The sequence below is a fragment of the Bacillus sp. B28 genome (assembly GCF_029536185.1).
Lineage (GTDB): Bacteria > Bacillota > Bacilli > Bacillales > Bacillaceae > Bacillus > Bacillus halotolerans.
The window spans coordinates 770321-786016 of the sequence record NZ_CP120511.1; the positions used below are offsets into that span (position 1 = coordinate 770321).

The window sequence follows — 15696 nt, forward strand, 5'->3', positions numbered from 1 at the left end:
TCGTAAACACGATTGAGTCCGATTATGGGAAGCGGGACTAAATCAGGAAAAACACATAACCAATCAAAAAGTTAGAATGTTTTTGGAAATGGTTAACCTGCGATTCATCCCCTAATATTGGATTTGTGTTTTGGGAAAACGAAAGGAATGAGGGGAAGAATGAAAATAACTGAATCAATCCAACAGTTTGACTCAATTGATTTCCTTAAAGAACAGGGCGTTTATCTTATCACGGGGGGTCTAGGAGAATTGGGGCTAATCTTTGCCCAACACCTAGCTCAAAAGACGAACGCAAGGCTTGTTCTGACAGGACGCAGTGAGATAGAAAGGGAAAATGATTCAAAGCTGCAAGAACTCGAAAACCTAGGAGCAGATATCCTTTATGTTAAAGCGGATGTGTCAAACAAGCAGCAAGTTGAGAAGCTTGTTGCCATAGCAAAGGAAAGGTTTGGAAACATAAATGGAGTTATCCACTCTGCGGGAGTTATTAGAGATTCATTTGTGTTAAACAAAAATGATGAGGAAATTCAATCGGTATTAGCTTCAAAGGTCTTCGGTACGAAGAATTTGGATGAAGCATTAAAGGACGAACCTCTTGATTTCTTTGTTTTATTTTCATCTGTTGCGGCAGTTTTAGGTAATGTCGGCCAAAGCGATTATGGGTATGCAAACAGTTATATGGATTATTTTGCACAGTGGAGAGATGCTCAGTGTAAAGCCGGTAAACGTTTCGGGAAGACTCTCTCAATAAACTGGCCTTTATGGGAAGGCGGTAAAATGAGCGTGAATGATGAGAAACTAAAAATCATGAAGGATGGATTTGGTATGGTTCCGCTCCCAAAGGAAAGGGGGATCCCGGCGTTAGAGTATGGATTACAGCAATCGGGATCGCAACTTATAGTCTTACAGGGTGAAGGAGAAAAAATCCAATCCGAAATAAAAAAAATGAAAAATAATGATGCTATTTCGTCTGAAAAGGACAATAGTATGACCCCACCGATAAATGATCCTGTTGTAACAGATGCAAGCCAAAAGATATTGCTTAATAGGACTGAAACATTCTTAAAAATGCTAATATCAATTCAAACCAAGACCCCAATAGATAAAATCAGAAACGATGAGACCTTTAGTAAGTTTGGCATTGAATCTGTGGCGATTATGGGCATGACAAAAACAATGGAGGAGAAGTTAGGGGATCTCTCCAAAACATTGTTTTTTGAATATAATAACATCACTGAACTGGCGGAATACTTAGTGAATTATAAAAAAGAAGCCTTAACAATGTTGTTTGGACTAACTGATAGAGACCGAACGGAAAACCTTCACGTTCAAGACCAACCTAAAGGCAAAAAGAACGTACGGGTTAAATTGCCGGGAAATCAGAAAAAAAAGAAAAGCAGGCGGGAAACAGAAGCTCGTGATGAAGATATCGCAATAATCGGAGTATCAGGCAGATATCCTATGGCGCAGAACCTTGATGAGTTTTGGGAGAATTTGAAGATGGGAAAGGACTGTGTTACAGAGATTCCCGAAAACAGATGGGATCATAGTCTATACTATGATTCAGATAAAGGGATTATCGGAAAAACATACAGCAAATGGGGAGGATTTATTGATGATATAGAGATGTTTGATTCTCAATTCTTCAGTATTCTTCCAAATGAGGCGAAGTTTATTGATCCGCAGGAACGATTGTTTTTAGAAGCGACCTGGAATGCAATTGAAGATGCAGGATATGCCAGCGCTTCACTTAAAGGCAAGAAAGTTGGGGTATTTGTGGGTGCGATGTACGGTCTCTATCAGTTGCTTGAAACGGAACAATTTGGAGATAAAATCTCAGGCCGCTCTTCTTTTGCATCAATCGCAAACAGAGTTTCATACTTTTTTGATTTTCATGGCCCCAGTATCGCATTGGATACAATGTGTTCCTCCTCCCTCGTGGCTCTCCACCTTGGCTGTGATAGCATCCGCAAAGGTGAGGCTGAGATGGTTATTGCCGGAGGAGTGAATTTAACTCTTCATCCTAACAAATATCTTCAGCTCAGCATAGGAAACTTTTGCTCAACGGATGGAAAATGCAGAAGCTTTGGCGGTGATGGGGATGGATATGTTCCGGGTGAAGGGGTTGGAGCGCTCGTGCTAAAGCCACTGAGTAAAGCTGTTGAAGATGGAGATCAGATTTATGCAGTGATCAAAGGAAGTTCAATTAACTCAGGCGGCAAAACGAGTGGATATACAGTGCCAAACCCGAATGCACAAAGTGAACTGATTAAAGAAACTCTCGAAAAGTCTAACATTGATCCTCGGACTATTAGTTATATTGAAGCGCACGGAACAGGTACAGCATTAGGTGATCCGATTGAAATATCGGGCCTATCGAAGGCCTTTCATGAATATACGGATGAGAAGCAATTTTGTGCTATCGGTTCAGTAAAATCAAATATTGGACATTCGGAATCTGCAGCTGGTATTGCGGCAGTCACAAAGGTACTGCTTCAGATGAAGCATAAGATGCTTGTTCCATCTATTCATTCTAAGCAGTTAAATCCTTTCATTGATTTTAAAAATAATCCGTTCTATGTCCAGCGTTCACTCGAAGAGTGGAAACAGCCTGCTATTAAAACGGCATCAGAGGAAAAACGTTATCCCAGAAGAGCCGGAGTTAGCGCTTTTGGAGCTGGCGGTGCAAATGCGCATATTATTCTTGAGGAATACGAGAAGGGATCGCCTTCGATATCCAGAGAAGACAGTCATTCTCAGCTTTTTATTCTTTCAGCTAAAAATAAAGAACGACTTAAGGTTTATGCTGATCAGTTACATTTATTTCTGGAAACATATAAACCTATTCATCCCAATGACCAGTCAATCAAAGTTAATACAGGTATCGCGGAGCGTAATTATGTTGTTAAAGAAATCATTAAACAGGAGATCGCTGAAATTTTAGGCATAAGTCAGGCAGAAGTGGACTATGATGAGCCATTTACTGACTATGGGTTAGATGCCTATGATTTAACGGTGTTACATCATAAACTCGAGAAAAAGCTAAAACTGGAGATCCCAGACAACGAACTGGTATATCATTCCACTTTGAATGGTCTGGCTGAATATTTATCCTCCTTTGAGTCAAAAAGTTCAATACCTGAGAAGGCAGAACCTGATGTGAAAATGGATTTTCCCCTTGAAGATCTTGCATTCACTCTTCAAGTAGGACGTGAAAGCATGAAAGAGAGATTAGCAATCATTGCCGGGGATGTCAATGATCTTAAGAAAGGTCTGTCTGACTATTGTAATGGAAAAAACGATAATCCTAACCTCAAACAAGGAAATACCAATGAGTTCATTGAAAAATTCGATATTCTCCTAAATGGTGAAATTGCCAAGAAACAAATGCAAAAGTTTCTTGAGGATAGAGATATGGAAAAAATCGCCGAGCTCTGGGTGATGGGAGCTGATGTTGATTGGGGAAAAATGTATAGGGATGAGACGAGACAAAGGATGTCTCTTCCAACCTATCCTTTTGATCGAAAACGACATTGGATCTTGCAAGTCGGGAAGGATCACCGCCTGATACCGAACAAGGAGATGATAAAAAACGATCCTGAAGATCCTATACTTAAAAAAATTCAAGAAGAAACGCCCGTATTAGAAAGGCCTTATTACTTATCGACAGAGGATGATGCGAAGCTAACTGATGCCATTCTTGAATATTTAAAGCAAATGTTTTCAGAAGTTCTTAATATACCGACAGACTATCTTTCTCCGCATGAAGAATTTGAAAGCTATGGAATTGACTCTATTCATATCAATCAGCTTAATAGATTTTTTGAACAGGTCTTTGGTACATTGCCAGCCACTCTTATGTTTACATATAAAAACTTATATACGCTTAGCAAGTATTTCGTTGAAAAGCAGAGGGGGAAAATCATTACGCTGCTAAATTCTCTTAATGATCATCAAATTGCGGAAACCGGAAACGTTAGACCGGAAAAACCGGTTCCTTTTTCGAAGGAAGCAGTACCTCAAACTGTCGCGGAGGAAAAAATCTCTGAAGATGAACAGGGAATTGCGATTATTGGAATCAGCGGAACATTTCCACAGGCAGAAAACATGGATGAGTTTATGAGGAATCTCATGAAAGGAAAGGACAGTATTACCGAGATTCCCAAAGAAAGATGGGACCATAAGAAATATCCAGATATTAGCTGCAAATGGGGAGGATTTGTTGCGGATGCTGATAAATTTGACCCGCAATTCTTTAATATCTCCCCCCTCAATGCGGCTTTTATGGACCCGCAGGAACGTTTATTTCTTCAGGCTGTCTGGAGTTGCCTGGAAGATGCCGGTTATACGCCAGAATCATTAGGTGATCGTTATGATGAAGATCAACGAGGAAATGTGGCGGTTTATGCAGGTGTTACCTTTAACACTTACGGTCTTTCAGGGGCTGCTGAGATTGATAGAGGGAATGCAGTTCCGATTAATTCACAGATTTATTCAGTTGCTAACAGAGTATCCTATTTGCTCAACCTTAGAGGGCCGAGCTTGTCTGTGGATACGGCATGTTCTTCATCGCTATATGCTATACACCTCGGTTGTGAAAGCATATTAAGAGATGAATGTGATATGGCGATAGCAGGCGGGGTGAATTTAACCTTACATCCAAGTAAGTACATCACCTTAGATTCTGCTAAATTCCTAGCCTCTGACGGGCATTGCAGAAGCTTCGGTAAAGGCGGAGACGGTTATGTACCAGGTGAAGGGGTAGGCGCGGTGCTTTTAAAACCTCTTTGGAAGGCTAGAAGGGATAGGGATCATATATACGGTGTCATTAAGGGCTCAGCTGTTAACCATGATGGCAAAACGAATGGCTATTCTGTCCCAAATCCAGTTGCTCAGAAAGAAGTCATTAAGAAAGCACTGAATAAGGCAAATGTAGATCCACGGACTATCAGCTATGTTGAAGCACATGGAACGGGAACATCTCTTGGAGATCCAATTGAGATTACAGCTTTAACGGATGCATATGCTGAATATACTTCAGATAAACAATATTGTTCAATTGGTTCAGTAAAGTCAAATATCGGCCATCCTGAAGCTGCTGCAGGAATAGCACAAGTTGCTAAGGTATTGTTGCAGATGAAACATAAAATGTTATTGCCGAGCAGGCTTAATACGGAGGAAATCAATCCAGATATTCATTTTGCCGAAACTCCATTTTATGTTCAGATGAAGGCCGAAGAATGGAAACAGCCGACAATCCTTAAAGGCAGAAAAACAAAGTGTCCAAGGCGTTCGGGTATTAGCTCGTTTGGTGTTGGCGGAGTAAACGTCCACATGATTATTGAGGAGTATGAACCTGAAAGGAGACCGGCGGAAGGAACCCGAAAAAATCCAGTTATCATTCCATTGTCAGCCAAAAATGAATCTGCATTAAAAAGGTATGCAACCAAGCTTTTTCATTATCTAGTGGATACGAAGGACCAAGATCAGAAAGTGCCTGATCTTAGGGATATTGCATTTACACTACAGACAGGCCGTAAAGCTTTTCCATACAGAGTGGCTTTTATTGTTTCCGAGTATGAGGAATTAAGGAAAATGGTTGAGAAATTTTTGAATGAGGATGTCAATGAAATTAAACATATAAGAGGATTGATAGCGGGAAAGGCTATTCCGGCAAGCGAAAGGATCAAGCCGGGCGATTACTCCGGAAAGGTATCTGCAGAAAGTGATCTTTATGAGATGGCGGCTAAATGGGTGGAAGGTAACGAAATCCCGTTTAGTGAACTTTACAAAGGTTTCCTGCCATATCGGATTTCGCTTCCAGTATACCCTTATGAAAAAGAAAAGTACTGGATGTATCGAACTCCAGAAAAAGCGGTTCCATTTGAAGAAAAGTTGGAAATGAGTATTTCGGATAAAAGTGCGAGTCCATGTAAAGAGGAAGAGCCGTTGTCAAACGGTTCTGATATGACATTTCTTTATCAACTTGCCAATTCATTTGAAAGTGAACAAATTCCGAAGATGATTCATTACATTCAGGAAATATTTGCTTCATTACTAGGATTCACAGAAGGAAGACTGCCAGACCCTGAACAGGGATTCTTTGAGCTGGGGTTGGAATCCATTGCAATTGCCGAGGGGTATAACATGCTTCAAACAGTTTTTAATATAGAGCTTGATGAACAGATTTTCTTTAACTACCCAAATATTGTCGAGGTATCTAAGTATATTTTGCCGATGTTGAATTTGGACGAATTGGAGATTCTATCAGAGCCAGAGGACCTTCCTGGCTTAGCTGAAGCAGAAGAAGCGGCTATAGATCAAAACAGGACTCTATTCATAGATCCGGTCCATAACAGTGAAGAAGATGAAGCTCTTTTTAATAAAATTGATCAGATGAGTGAGGAAGAGCTTATCGCAATGCTGGCAATGGAAATCAGCGAAAAATAAATTATGAGAGCACGACAATCGGTAGTTTCACAGGTGGGAATATACATCCATAGAAAAAATAAAAAATATCGATTCATCATATAGGAACATTGGAATTGTTCTGAAATCGAGGAGTAATCAATGGAAAAAATATTTATGTTTGCCGGGCAAGGATGTCATTTTTATGGCATGGGTAAAAAACTATACGAAACAAATTTTGACTTCAGAAAAAATATAGATGCCGTCGATCATGAAATCGTAAAGTTTGCAGGTATTTCTGTACGTGACATTGTTTTTGATGAAAATAAAAATCGGGGTGAAGCTTTTTTACCGATTCTTCAAACGAATCTCGCCATTTTTATGTATGAGTATTCAGCAGCACAGATGATGATTCAGAATGGGATTGTCCCCAATGGAGTAATCGGAGCAAGTTTGGGAGAGTTTAGCGGTGCCGTTATCTCTGGCATGATCGAGATGCAAGATGCAGTTGCTTTGCTGGTAAAGCTTTCAGAACTGATAATGGACAAAGCCCCCATGGGCGGAATGATCACTGTATTTGATGATGCTTCAGTGTTTCAGAATCGTAAAGACATATTCACGGGGAGCGAATTAGTAGCAGTTAACCATAGTCATCATTTTGTGGTTTCTGCAAATTCAGAAAGGATCCGATCAATAAAAAAGCGATTGAGTGACAATAGTATTCTTAGTCAGGTGCTTCCGGTACAATATGCATTTCATTCTCGTGAAATTGAAAGTATGCGAGAGGAATGCTGCAGGCTTTTTGCTGAAGTAAATCTAAAGCAGCCCGCATGCAAAATCATTTCCTCTGTTACTGGTAAGGCACTGGATCAAGTGAAAATGGACTACTTTTGGGAGGTTATCAGGGAACAAATAAGATTTAAGGAATCCATTACCAACACGGCGACAAATGATACGATGTTTATTGATTTATCTCCTGATGGAGAGCTGGCTGCGATGTTACATTACATTTTGCCGGAGCATAAAGATGTATTTAAAATAGCTTCACTTTTTAATGTGGACATGGATGTAACAAGCATAATGAATACGATAAAGGAAACAGGAGGGCATAAGATGAAAGCGTATGTTTTTCCAGGGCAAGGTTCACAGGAAAAGGGAATGGGGGCTGAGCTATTTGATGAATTCAGCGAATTGACGCAAAAGGCTGATGAAATACTAGGGTACTCAATAAAGGATCTGTGTCTAAATGACCCAGAAAATAAGCTCGGATTAACCGTTTATACACAGCCAGCACTCTATGTTGTAAGTGTATTCTCCTATCTAAAGAAGCTAAAGGATGGGGAGGGAGAACCGGATTATTTAGCAGGACACAGTATTGGTGAGTATGCGGCTTTATTTGCATCTGGCGCCATAGACTTTGAAACCGGTTTAAAGCTAGTTAAAAAAAGAGGAGAATTGATGTTCCGAGAAGCAGGCGGTCAAATGGCTGCAGTCGTCGGATTAACGAAGGAGCAAGTTGAACAAGTACTCCATGAAAATAAACTTACCAACCTTGATGTGGCAAATATGAATACACCTAATCAAATTGTTATTGCAGGATATCGAGAGGATATTCAAAAGGCAAAAGACCCTTTTCAGAACCATAGTAATTGTATGATGTACAAGGTCCTAAATGTTAGCGGAGCCTTCCATTCAAGGTATATGCAGCCGGCAAGAGATGAATTCACTGAATATCTCCAAAAGTTTAAGATTGGCAGCATGAAGATTCCGGTAATTTCGAATGTTTATGCCAGACCATATAGACAGTCTCGGGTGTTAGAAACGTTATCTGAACAATTGGTATCATCCGTTGAATGGACAGATAGCATAAGATATTTATTAGCAAAAGGCGTAGAGGATATTATCCAAGTAGGGCCTGGGCGAGTTGTTCAGGGAATGGTTCAAACAATTATCAGAGACGCTGAACCGATTATGATTGAAGAAGAGGATCTTCCAACAGAGAGGTATAGAGAAGAGCAGGATGAAATCATGGAAGAAGTTCATATCAAGAGCGAGGCAGAAGTGACGAATTCAACTATAAACGAAACAGGTTTTCCAAAAACCATCTCGAAAAGTATTTCACCGGAAATGCTGGGAGATGGTTCGTTCATCCATGATTATAACTTAAAGTATGCTTATATATTAGGTGGTATGTATAGAGGAATTTCCGGCGAGCGGCTAGTAACTGAAGCGGGTAAAGCAGGCTTACTCGCGTTCTACGGCACTGTTGGTGTTGATGATTCTTCAATTGAAAAGGGCATTAAAAATATTCAAAGAACATTAAAAAATGGCGAGCCTTATGGTTTCAGTCTATCTCCTGATTTTGAGAATCCTGAACGAGAAAAAAGAATTTTTGATTTATTTCTTAGATATGGTGTGAGAACTATTGAAGCATCTGGATATGTAACAATCACTAAGCCACTGGTAAAGTATAGAATCAAAGGTCTTAAAGAAGATGGAACAGGTAATGTCATTATACAGAACAGAATCATTGCTAAGCTATCAAGACCGGAAGTAGCTGAATGTTATATGAGCCCGCCGCCAAAAAAGATAGTTGACAGTCTATTAAGAGAAGGAGAGATTACGGAAACTGAGGCGCAGTTATCTCAACAAATTCCGATGGCTTATGATATATGTGTTCAAGGAGATTCGGGAGGACATACAGATGCTGCAAATGGTTTTGTATTATTACCAACATTTTTTAGATTAAGAAGTGAAATGACTAAGAAACATGGGTATCATTATAAAATTCGTCTCGGTGTCGGCGGTGGAATCGGGACCCCGACAGCAGCAGCTGGTGCATTTATAATGGGGGCAGATTTTATAACAACAGGATCAATTAATCAATGCTCTGTAGAAGCAGATATAAGTGTTCCAGCAAAGGAGATGTTAAGCGGTATTAATGTACAAGATACAGGATACGCACCTTCATGGGATCTTTATGAAACGAGTAGTAAGGTGCAGGTGCTCAAGAAGGGAACCCTGTATCAAGTTAGGAGCAATAAGTTGCATTCGATTTATAGCAGTCATCATTCAATTGATGGGATCGATGAAATGGTGAAAAAGCAAATTGAAAATAATTATTTTAAAAAGAGCTTAGAGGAAGTTTACACTGAGGTTAAGCAGTATACAAGCAGGAAGACACTTAAGGAAGCTGAAATAAATCCAAAGCTGAAAATGCTACTTACTTTTAAATGGTATTTTATTAAATCAGCTCAATGGGCTCTTAATGGTGAGGAAGATAATCAGTCAGATTATCAAATCTTATGTGGGTCCGCACTTGGATCTTTCAATCAGTGGGTAAAGGGGTCTGAGATGGAAGACTGGAGAAATCGACATGTCGCTGATATAGGAACTATGCTCATGACTGAAACGGCGGAACAGCTTAATGAATATTGTAAACAAATGTTAGTCTAGGCTGGTTTTCCGTATATTTTTCTGAAGTCTAAAAATATGGTGAAAATAACCTATTATTAAGAGATAGTTATATTGGGCAAGCCATTATATTAATTCAATATCTAAATCAGATTTGAGGAGCATTCAGAATCAGCTATGTTGCATCAAGTTTTAAAGAAGTATTTGAGAGGGGCTAAATAATGAACGAGCAAACAGTTGGAATTGAAGCTATTAATTTTTACGGGGGTTCTGCTTATCTGGACGTCCAAAAACTTGCAAAATATCGGAATCTAGATAATGAAAGGTTTGATAACCTGTTAATGAAGGAGAAGACAGTGCCTCTTCCTTATGAAGATCCTGTTTCTTTTGGGGTAAATGCAGCAATGCCTCTTATAGATGCTCTTTCCTCTCAAGAAAAGGATCGTATAGAGATGGTCATCACTTGTACAGAATCAGGTATTGATTTTGGGAAATCCATAAGTACATACATTCACCATTACTTAGGTTTAAACCGTAATTGCCGTCTTTTTGAATTAAAGAACGCTTGTTATTCGGGAACTGCGGGCTTTCAGATGGCTATTAATTTTGTGCTTTCTCAGGTATCACCAGGGGCAAAGGTATTAGTTGTCGCGACAGATTTGGCTCGATTTATGGCTGCAGATGCAGGAGAAGCGCTAATGGCTGACTGGTCATTTGCTGAACCTACTGGAGGAGCAGGTGCTGTAGCGATGCTTATTAGTGACACACCGTATATATATGAAGTTGATATTGGTGCGAACGGGTATTATGGCTATGAGATTATGGATACATGCAGGCCGATTCCAGACAGCGAGGCGGGGAATGCAGATTTATCCCTTATGTCGTATTTGGATTGTTGTGAATCTTCATTTTTAGAATATAAGAAGCGTGTAGAAGATGTTGATTATGAAAAATCATTTCATTATTTAGTGTTCCATACACCATTTGGCGGAATGGTAAAGGGAGCACATCGAAAAATGATGCGTAAAATGTGCAAAGCTAAGACCGACGTTATTCAGAATGATTTTAGCAATAGAGTGATTCCGGGCTTAACTTATTGTCAGCGTGTCGGGAATATTATGGGGGCAACTGTTTTCTTATCATTGTTAAGTACTATTGATAATGGTGACTTTGATTCCCCTAAGAGACTGGGCTGCTTTTCTTACGGGTCAGGCTGTTGTTCGGAATTTCACAGTGGAATAGTCACATTAAGCGGACAAGAGAAAATTAAGCAGTCGGGTATTAAAGAGCATTTAGATGAACGATATGAGTTAAGTATTGAGCAGTACGAAAATCTTTTAAGCGGTAACGGGGCAGTTGCTTTTGGTACTAGAAATGCAAAGCTTGATCTTGACTTGATCCCTGAAGTATTGTCCGTTAACAAGAGTAGAGGAAGACTTGTGCTTAATGAAATACGTGAGTACCACAGAGAATATATCTGGCTGTAAGACTAGCAGTGTTTTTATTCGTATTTTTAGAATCTTAAAAAAGATAAATAAAATACAAAGAAGTTAATCATTTGTTAAATTAACGAGTGTCTATTCTAAGATGGCTTTTCTAAATCAATACAAATTAAACATACTGATAAGAGTCTATATTGAGCAACTCACACATCATCCGAGGGAGCAGATTTAGGAATAGGAAAGACGATCATATTTCAATCAAACCGACGAAGATTTATATTGCGTTTACATCAAATAAGTAAACTTCGTGGATATTTCTCTTTTAAAAAGCGGACTTAAGGTGTGGGTGAATATGAAAAAGGGAGAATTGCAGGATCCTGAAGAGAGAATGCGGGATGTCTCTGAGACCGGTCACTGGGGAAATGGCGACTACGAAATTTTCATAAAGGACGACGAACACATTGAATATATCATGGGATTGATCAAGCAACCTATGAGAAAAATAAGTGAGAACTTCCATTGAGAAGTTCTTTTTTTATTGGGTTACAAGGGAAATGTGCAGAGCATGTTGAAAACGATATAGAGTTTTGAACCATATACTGGGAGCTGTTTATATGAAAAAGCGTTTTATACTATTGAGCTTGTTCGCAAGTGTTTTAATGTTGGCTGCATATATTTACTCTCAAAATAAGAACATATATCCGGTCACAACTTCCTCTATCCAGCCCGAAGAAGACCGCATCTTTTTTATCTATTCCAATCCTCTCATAAAAGAAAGCACGCTGCTCTCAACCTCAACAGGCGAAAGATTTAATAGGCGCACGTTTAAGGTGGCGGATGTGCCGTACATCCAAACGAAGTCTTACGCATCAACAGACATTGTATTACTAGCGGAACATGAGTCCTTTTATTACACGCTGGAGAAGGATGCCATAAAAAAGCATCCGCTATCAAATCCATTTTCGTTTTGGTATGAGGGGAAGGATGTTTCTGTTAAGGCCTATAACGTTGATACGACGGGGAATGACGTGCATATAAACGACAAAAAAACGAAAAAGGAATATAGCCTCACCTTGCCTACACTTGTCACGATGGGGGCGAGTGACGGGAATTATATTTATGTCATTCAAAGCATGGCTATTTACGTGATCGACAGAAACACAGAGGAAATCATAGAGACCCTGACCTTAGCCTCATACGCTGATAAATTCGCAGACTCGGAGGAATTTATTGTTGCGAGCTCGGAGCATGAACTGACTGTGATTGAAAAAGGAACATGGAAGACAAAATATATTCCGTATCCTGATGATCTTGAATATGCTGATACCGTGTACTATGACAAAGAGAGCGGCAGTTTTTACGTTATGTATCAAGACAAAGAGGGGAAAGCTCACTTGCTGGAATATGGGAAGGATTTTTCTTTTCATACATACGACTTGACATTCCCTTATATGGAAGCGAAGTTTAAGGGGAATCGACTGTATGTTGTTGCCCAGGAAGAGCATAAAAAGGGCATTGGCGGGTACGTGGGTGTGTTTGATATCCATTCTAAGAAGATGCTTTATCAGTTTGATTTGCCTGAGGAACAAGTGAAGGTTCAGGATTTTGTTGTGGTTTATGATCAGTGAAAACGTATATGAAAAAAGAATGACACGGGACCCTTGCATGGGGTCTTTTTTTGCTGAAGAAAACAAATTGACAGGATGAAAAAACAATTTCTTCCTGTTGTCTTGTTTTCAAAATTTGGGATTGATAGAATATGACATATCTTACAGAGAGGGAGGGAAGCGAGTGAAGCAAGCGATACCATCTTCGCGTGTTGGTGTTAAGATTAATGAATGGTACAAGATGATTCGCCAGTTCAGTGTTCCGGATGCTGAGGTTCTGAAAGCGGAGGTGGAGCAGGACATTCAGCAGATGGAAGAGGATCAGGATTTGCTGATCTATTATTCTCTGATGTGTTTTCGGCACCAGCTGATGCTGGATTATTTGGAGCCGGGACAAACTTACGGGAATCGCCCTACAGTGACAGAGCTTTTGGAAACGATTGAAGCCCCTCAGAAAAAACTCACAGGTCTTTTGAAATACTACTCTTTGTTTTTCCGCGGCATGTATGAATTTGATCAGAAAGAATATGTTGAAGCGATTGGATATTACCGTGAGGCGGAGAAGGAGCTTCCGTTTGTAACAGATGAAATCGAGAAAGCGGAATTTCATTTTAAGGTAGCAGAAGCATACTACAATATGAAACAAACCCATGTGTCGATGCATCATATCCTTCAAGCCTTAAACATTTATCAAGATCATCCGTTATATTGTATGAGAAGAATACAAAGCTTGTTTATCGTAGCGGGAAATTATGATGACTTCAGATGTTATGATAAAGCGCTCCCGCATTTAAAAAAGGCGCTGGAGCTGGCAATGGACATTGAAAACGACAGGTTCATTGGCATCTCTTTATTGAACATCGCCAACAGTTATGACAGGTCAGGAAGATATGATTTGGCAATTGAGCACTTCCAAAAAGCGGCGAAAGTAAGCAGAGAGTCGGTTCCTGATTTGCTGCCGAAAGTCTTGTTTGGGTTAAGCTGGACATTATGTAAAGCTGGACAAAAACAGCAGGCGTTTCAGTTTATAGATGAAGGCTTAGAACATATCAAAAAATATCCAAATATGCTTCACCATAAATACTATAAAGAATTGTATACGTTCTTACAGGCGGTGTACAAAGATGTTATGGATGAAGACAGGATTCATGATGTATTGAGCGGCTTTAAAGAAAAGAATCTGCACGCCTATGTGGAAGCATGTGCCCAAAGTGCGGCATCTGTATTTGAAAGCCGCTGTCATTTTGAAGATGCTGCTGTGCTTTACCGAAAAGTGCTGCAAGCACAAGAAGATATTCAAAAAGGGGAGTGTCTATATGAATATTAAGAAAAAAGTGATGGTATGTCTTGGTGTTACTCTTATATTTGGCGGAAGCCTGTCTTTTCCGTTCTTGACAAACTCCGGCGGTGTTAAGGAATCAACGGATCGAAACACGACGTATATCGATCATTCTCCTCACAATGACATGACTGATCAGGATAAGAAAGCCCTTAGCTAGGGCTTTTTTTCTTGCTTTATTGGAAGTTCGTGTCGTCTGGTTCTTTTAAACTACCGCATTCCTTCTATTTCTAACGCAAGACACTCGAAACAACCAAAGCATTTGAGGTATAATGGTTAAAGTGAATAACAGTATTTAGATTGATATATATGAAAGAGAGTGGAACATCATGGGCCGTAAGTGGAACAATATTAAAGAGAAGAAGGCGTCTAAGGACGCAAATACGAGTCGGGTCTACGCAAAGTTTGGCCGTGAGATTTATGTGGCGGCTAAGCAGGGCGAGCCTGATCCGGAATCCAATCAGGCGCTGAAAGTTGTGCTTGAACGCGCGAAGACTTACAGCGTGCCGAAAAATATCATTGAACGTGCGATCGAGAAGGCGAAGGGCGGAGCGGAAGAAAATTATGATGAGCTTCGTTATGAGGGCTTCGGGCCGAACGGATCAATGATTATCGTTGATGCGCTGACGAATAATGTGAACCGTACGGCGCCGGAAGTGCGTGCGGCGTTCGGGAAAAATGGCGGAAACATGGGTGTGAGCGGATCTGTTGCTTACATGTTTGACGCGACGGCTGTTATCGGTGTGGAAGGTAAAACGGCTGATGAAGCGCTTGAAATTCTCATGGAAGCGGATGTGGATGTCCGCGATATTTTAGAAGAGGATGACAGCGTGATCGTCTATGCGGAGCCGGATCAATTCCATGCGGTGCAGGAGGCATTTAAAAACGCGGGCGTCGAGGAATTTACGGTAGCGGAGCTGACCATGCTTGCGCAAAGTGAAGTGACACTTCCTGAGGACGCGAAGGAACAGTTCGAAAAGCTGATTGACGCGTTAGAGGACTTGGAAGACGTTCAGCAGGTGTATCATAACGTAGATCTAGGAGAGTAAAGCAAACGTGTTAAATTAACGCTTTTTATTTCTAATACACTTGCACATTTAAGCTCACTTTTTGTATGAAAATCATTCATAGAAGAGGTGAGCTCTTTTAATATCAAAGGATAAGTTGATTCTATAGTATATATCAATACACAGAAAATTAAAGGCTACAATAAATAAAATGGATAAAATAAATCAGAATATGATAGGAATTCACAATAACAAATCTGAGTTCATTGATGAAGAAAGAATTTTAATTTATACAGAGCAAAAAGTTCAGAGTCTACCGTAACGGTCCTCAAAAATGAGTTTTCCTTTTTAAGCCTATTTTTATTTGTAAATGTTAAATTCCTTTTAATAATTATTTTGTAAATATTATTTAGTATGGCTTAAAATGTATATTTGTAACATAACATTTATTTTTCTAAAACTTGATTATTCGAAGTTTT

Annotated in this window: 7 protein-coding genes and 1 pseudogene; all 8 read left to right on the top strand. The window is 39.7% G+C overall.

Annotated elements, in window-relative coordinates; translation table 11 throughout:
- Positions 1-228 precede the first annotated feature (228 nt).
- A pseudogene (locus P3L57_RS03705) lies at positions 229-6219 on the top strand (SDR family NAD(P)-dependent oxidoreductase); the annotation flags it as partial.
- Positions 6220-6570: 351 nt separating this feature from the next.
- Positions 6571-9864 (top strand): ACP S-malonyltransferase, encoded by a 3294-nt coding sequence (gene fabD, locus P3L57_RS03710; RefSeq protein ID WP_059293901.1) that lies wholly within the window; start codon positions 6571-6573, stop codon positions 9862-9864.
- A gap of 179 nt (positions 9865-10043) precedes the next feature.
- On the top strand, positions 10044-11309 hold the full coding sequence (locus P3L57_RS03715) for a hydroxymethylglutaryl-CoA synthase family protein (protein ID WP_044163470.1): 1266 nt from the start codon (positions 10044-10046) through the stop codon (positions 11307-11309).
- Between the two features lie 307 nt (positions 11310-11616).
- Entirely contained in the window at positions 11617-11787 is a 171-nt protein-coding gene (locus P3L57_RS03720; RefSeq protein ID WP_254665060.1) for a hypothetical protein, read from the top strand.
- Positions 11788-11878: 91 nt separating this feature from the next.
- Complete coding sequence (locus tag P3L57_RS03725; protein ID WP_059293900.1) at positions 11879-12892, top strand: hypothetical protein; 1014 nt, start codon at positions 11879-11881, stop codon at positions 12890-12892.
- A gap of 163 nt (positions 12893-13055) precedes the next feature.
- On the top strand, positions 13056-14198 hold the full coding sequence (gene rapH / locus P3L57_RS03730) for a response regulator aspartate phosphatase RapH (RefSeq protein WP_264798298.1): 1143 nt from the start codon (positions 13056-13058) through the stop codon (positions 14196-14198).
- Positions 14188-14370, top strand: a complete 183-nt coding sequence (gene phrH, locus P3L57_RS03735; RefSeq protein ID WP_044163478.1) for a phosphatase RapH inhibitor PhrH — start codon at positions 14188-14190, stop codon at positions 14368-14370. The genes rapH and phrH overlap by 11 nt, the downstream gene beginning before the upstream one ends.
- Before the next feature lie 169 nt (positions 14371-14539).
- Positions 14540-15259: a YebC/PmpR family DNA-binding transcriptional regulator gene (locus P3L57_RS03740; RefSeq protein ID WP_010333282.1), complete on the top strand. Its 720-nt coding sequence runs from the start codon at positions 14540-14542 to the stop codon at positions 15257-15259.
- Positions 15260-15696 lie beyond the last annotated feature (437 nt).

Excerpts from the sequence above, each read along its gene's own strand:
- fabD (WP_059293901.1), top strand. The coding sequence starts at position 6,571 with ATGGAAAAAATATTTATGTTTGCCGGGCAAGGATGTCATTTTTATGGC.
- P3L57_RS03715 (WP_044163470.1), top strand. The coding sequence starts at position 10,044 with ATGAACGAGCAAACAGTTGGAATTGAAGCTATTAATTTTTACGGGGGT.
- P3L57_RS03720 (WP_254665060.1), top strand. The coding sequence starts at position 11,617 with ATGAAAAAGGGAGAATTGCAGGATCCTGAAGAGAGAATGCGGGATGTC.
- P3L57_RS03725 (WP_059293900.1), top strand. The coding sequence starts at position 11,879 with ATGAAAAAGCGTTTTATACTATTGAGCTTGTTCGCAAGTGTTTTAATG.
- phrH (WP_044163478.1), top strand. The coding sequence starts at position 14,188 with ATGAATATTAAGAAAAAAGTGATGGTATGTCTTGGTGTTACTCTTATA.
- P3L57_RS03740 (WP_010333282.1), top strand. The coding sequence starts at position 14,540 with ATGGGCCGTAAGTGGAACAATATTAAAGAGAAGAAGGCGTCTAAGGAC.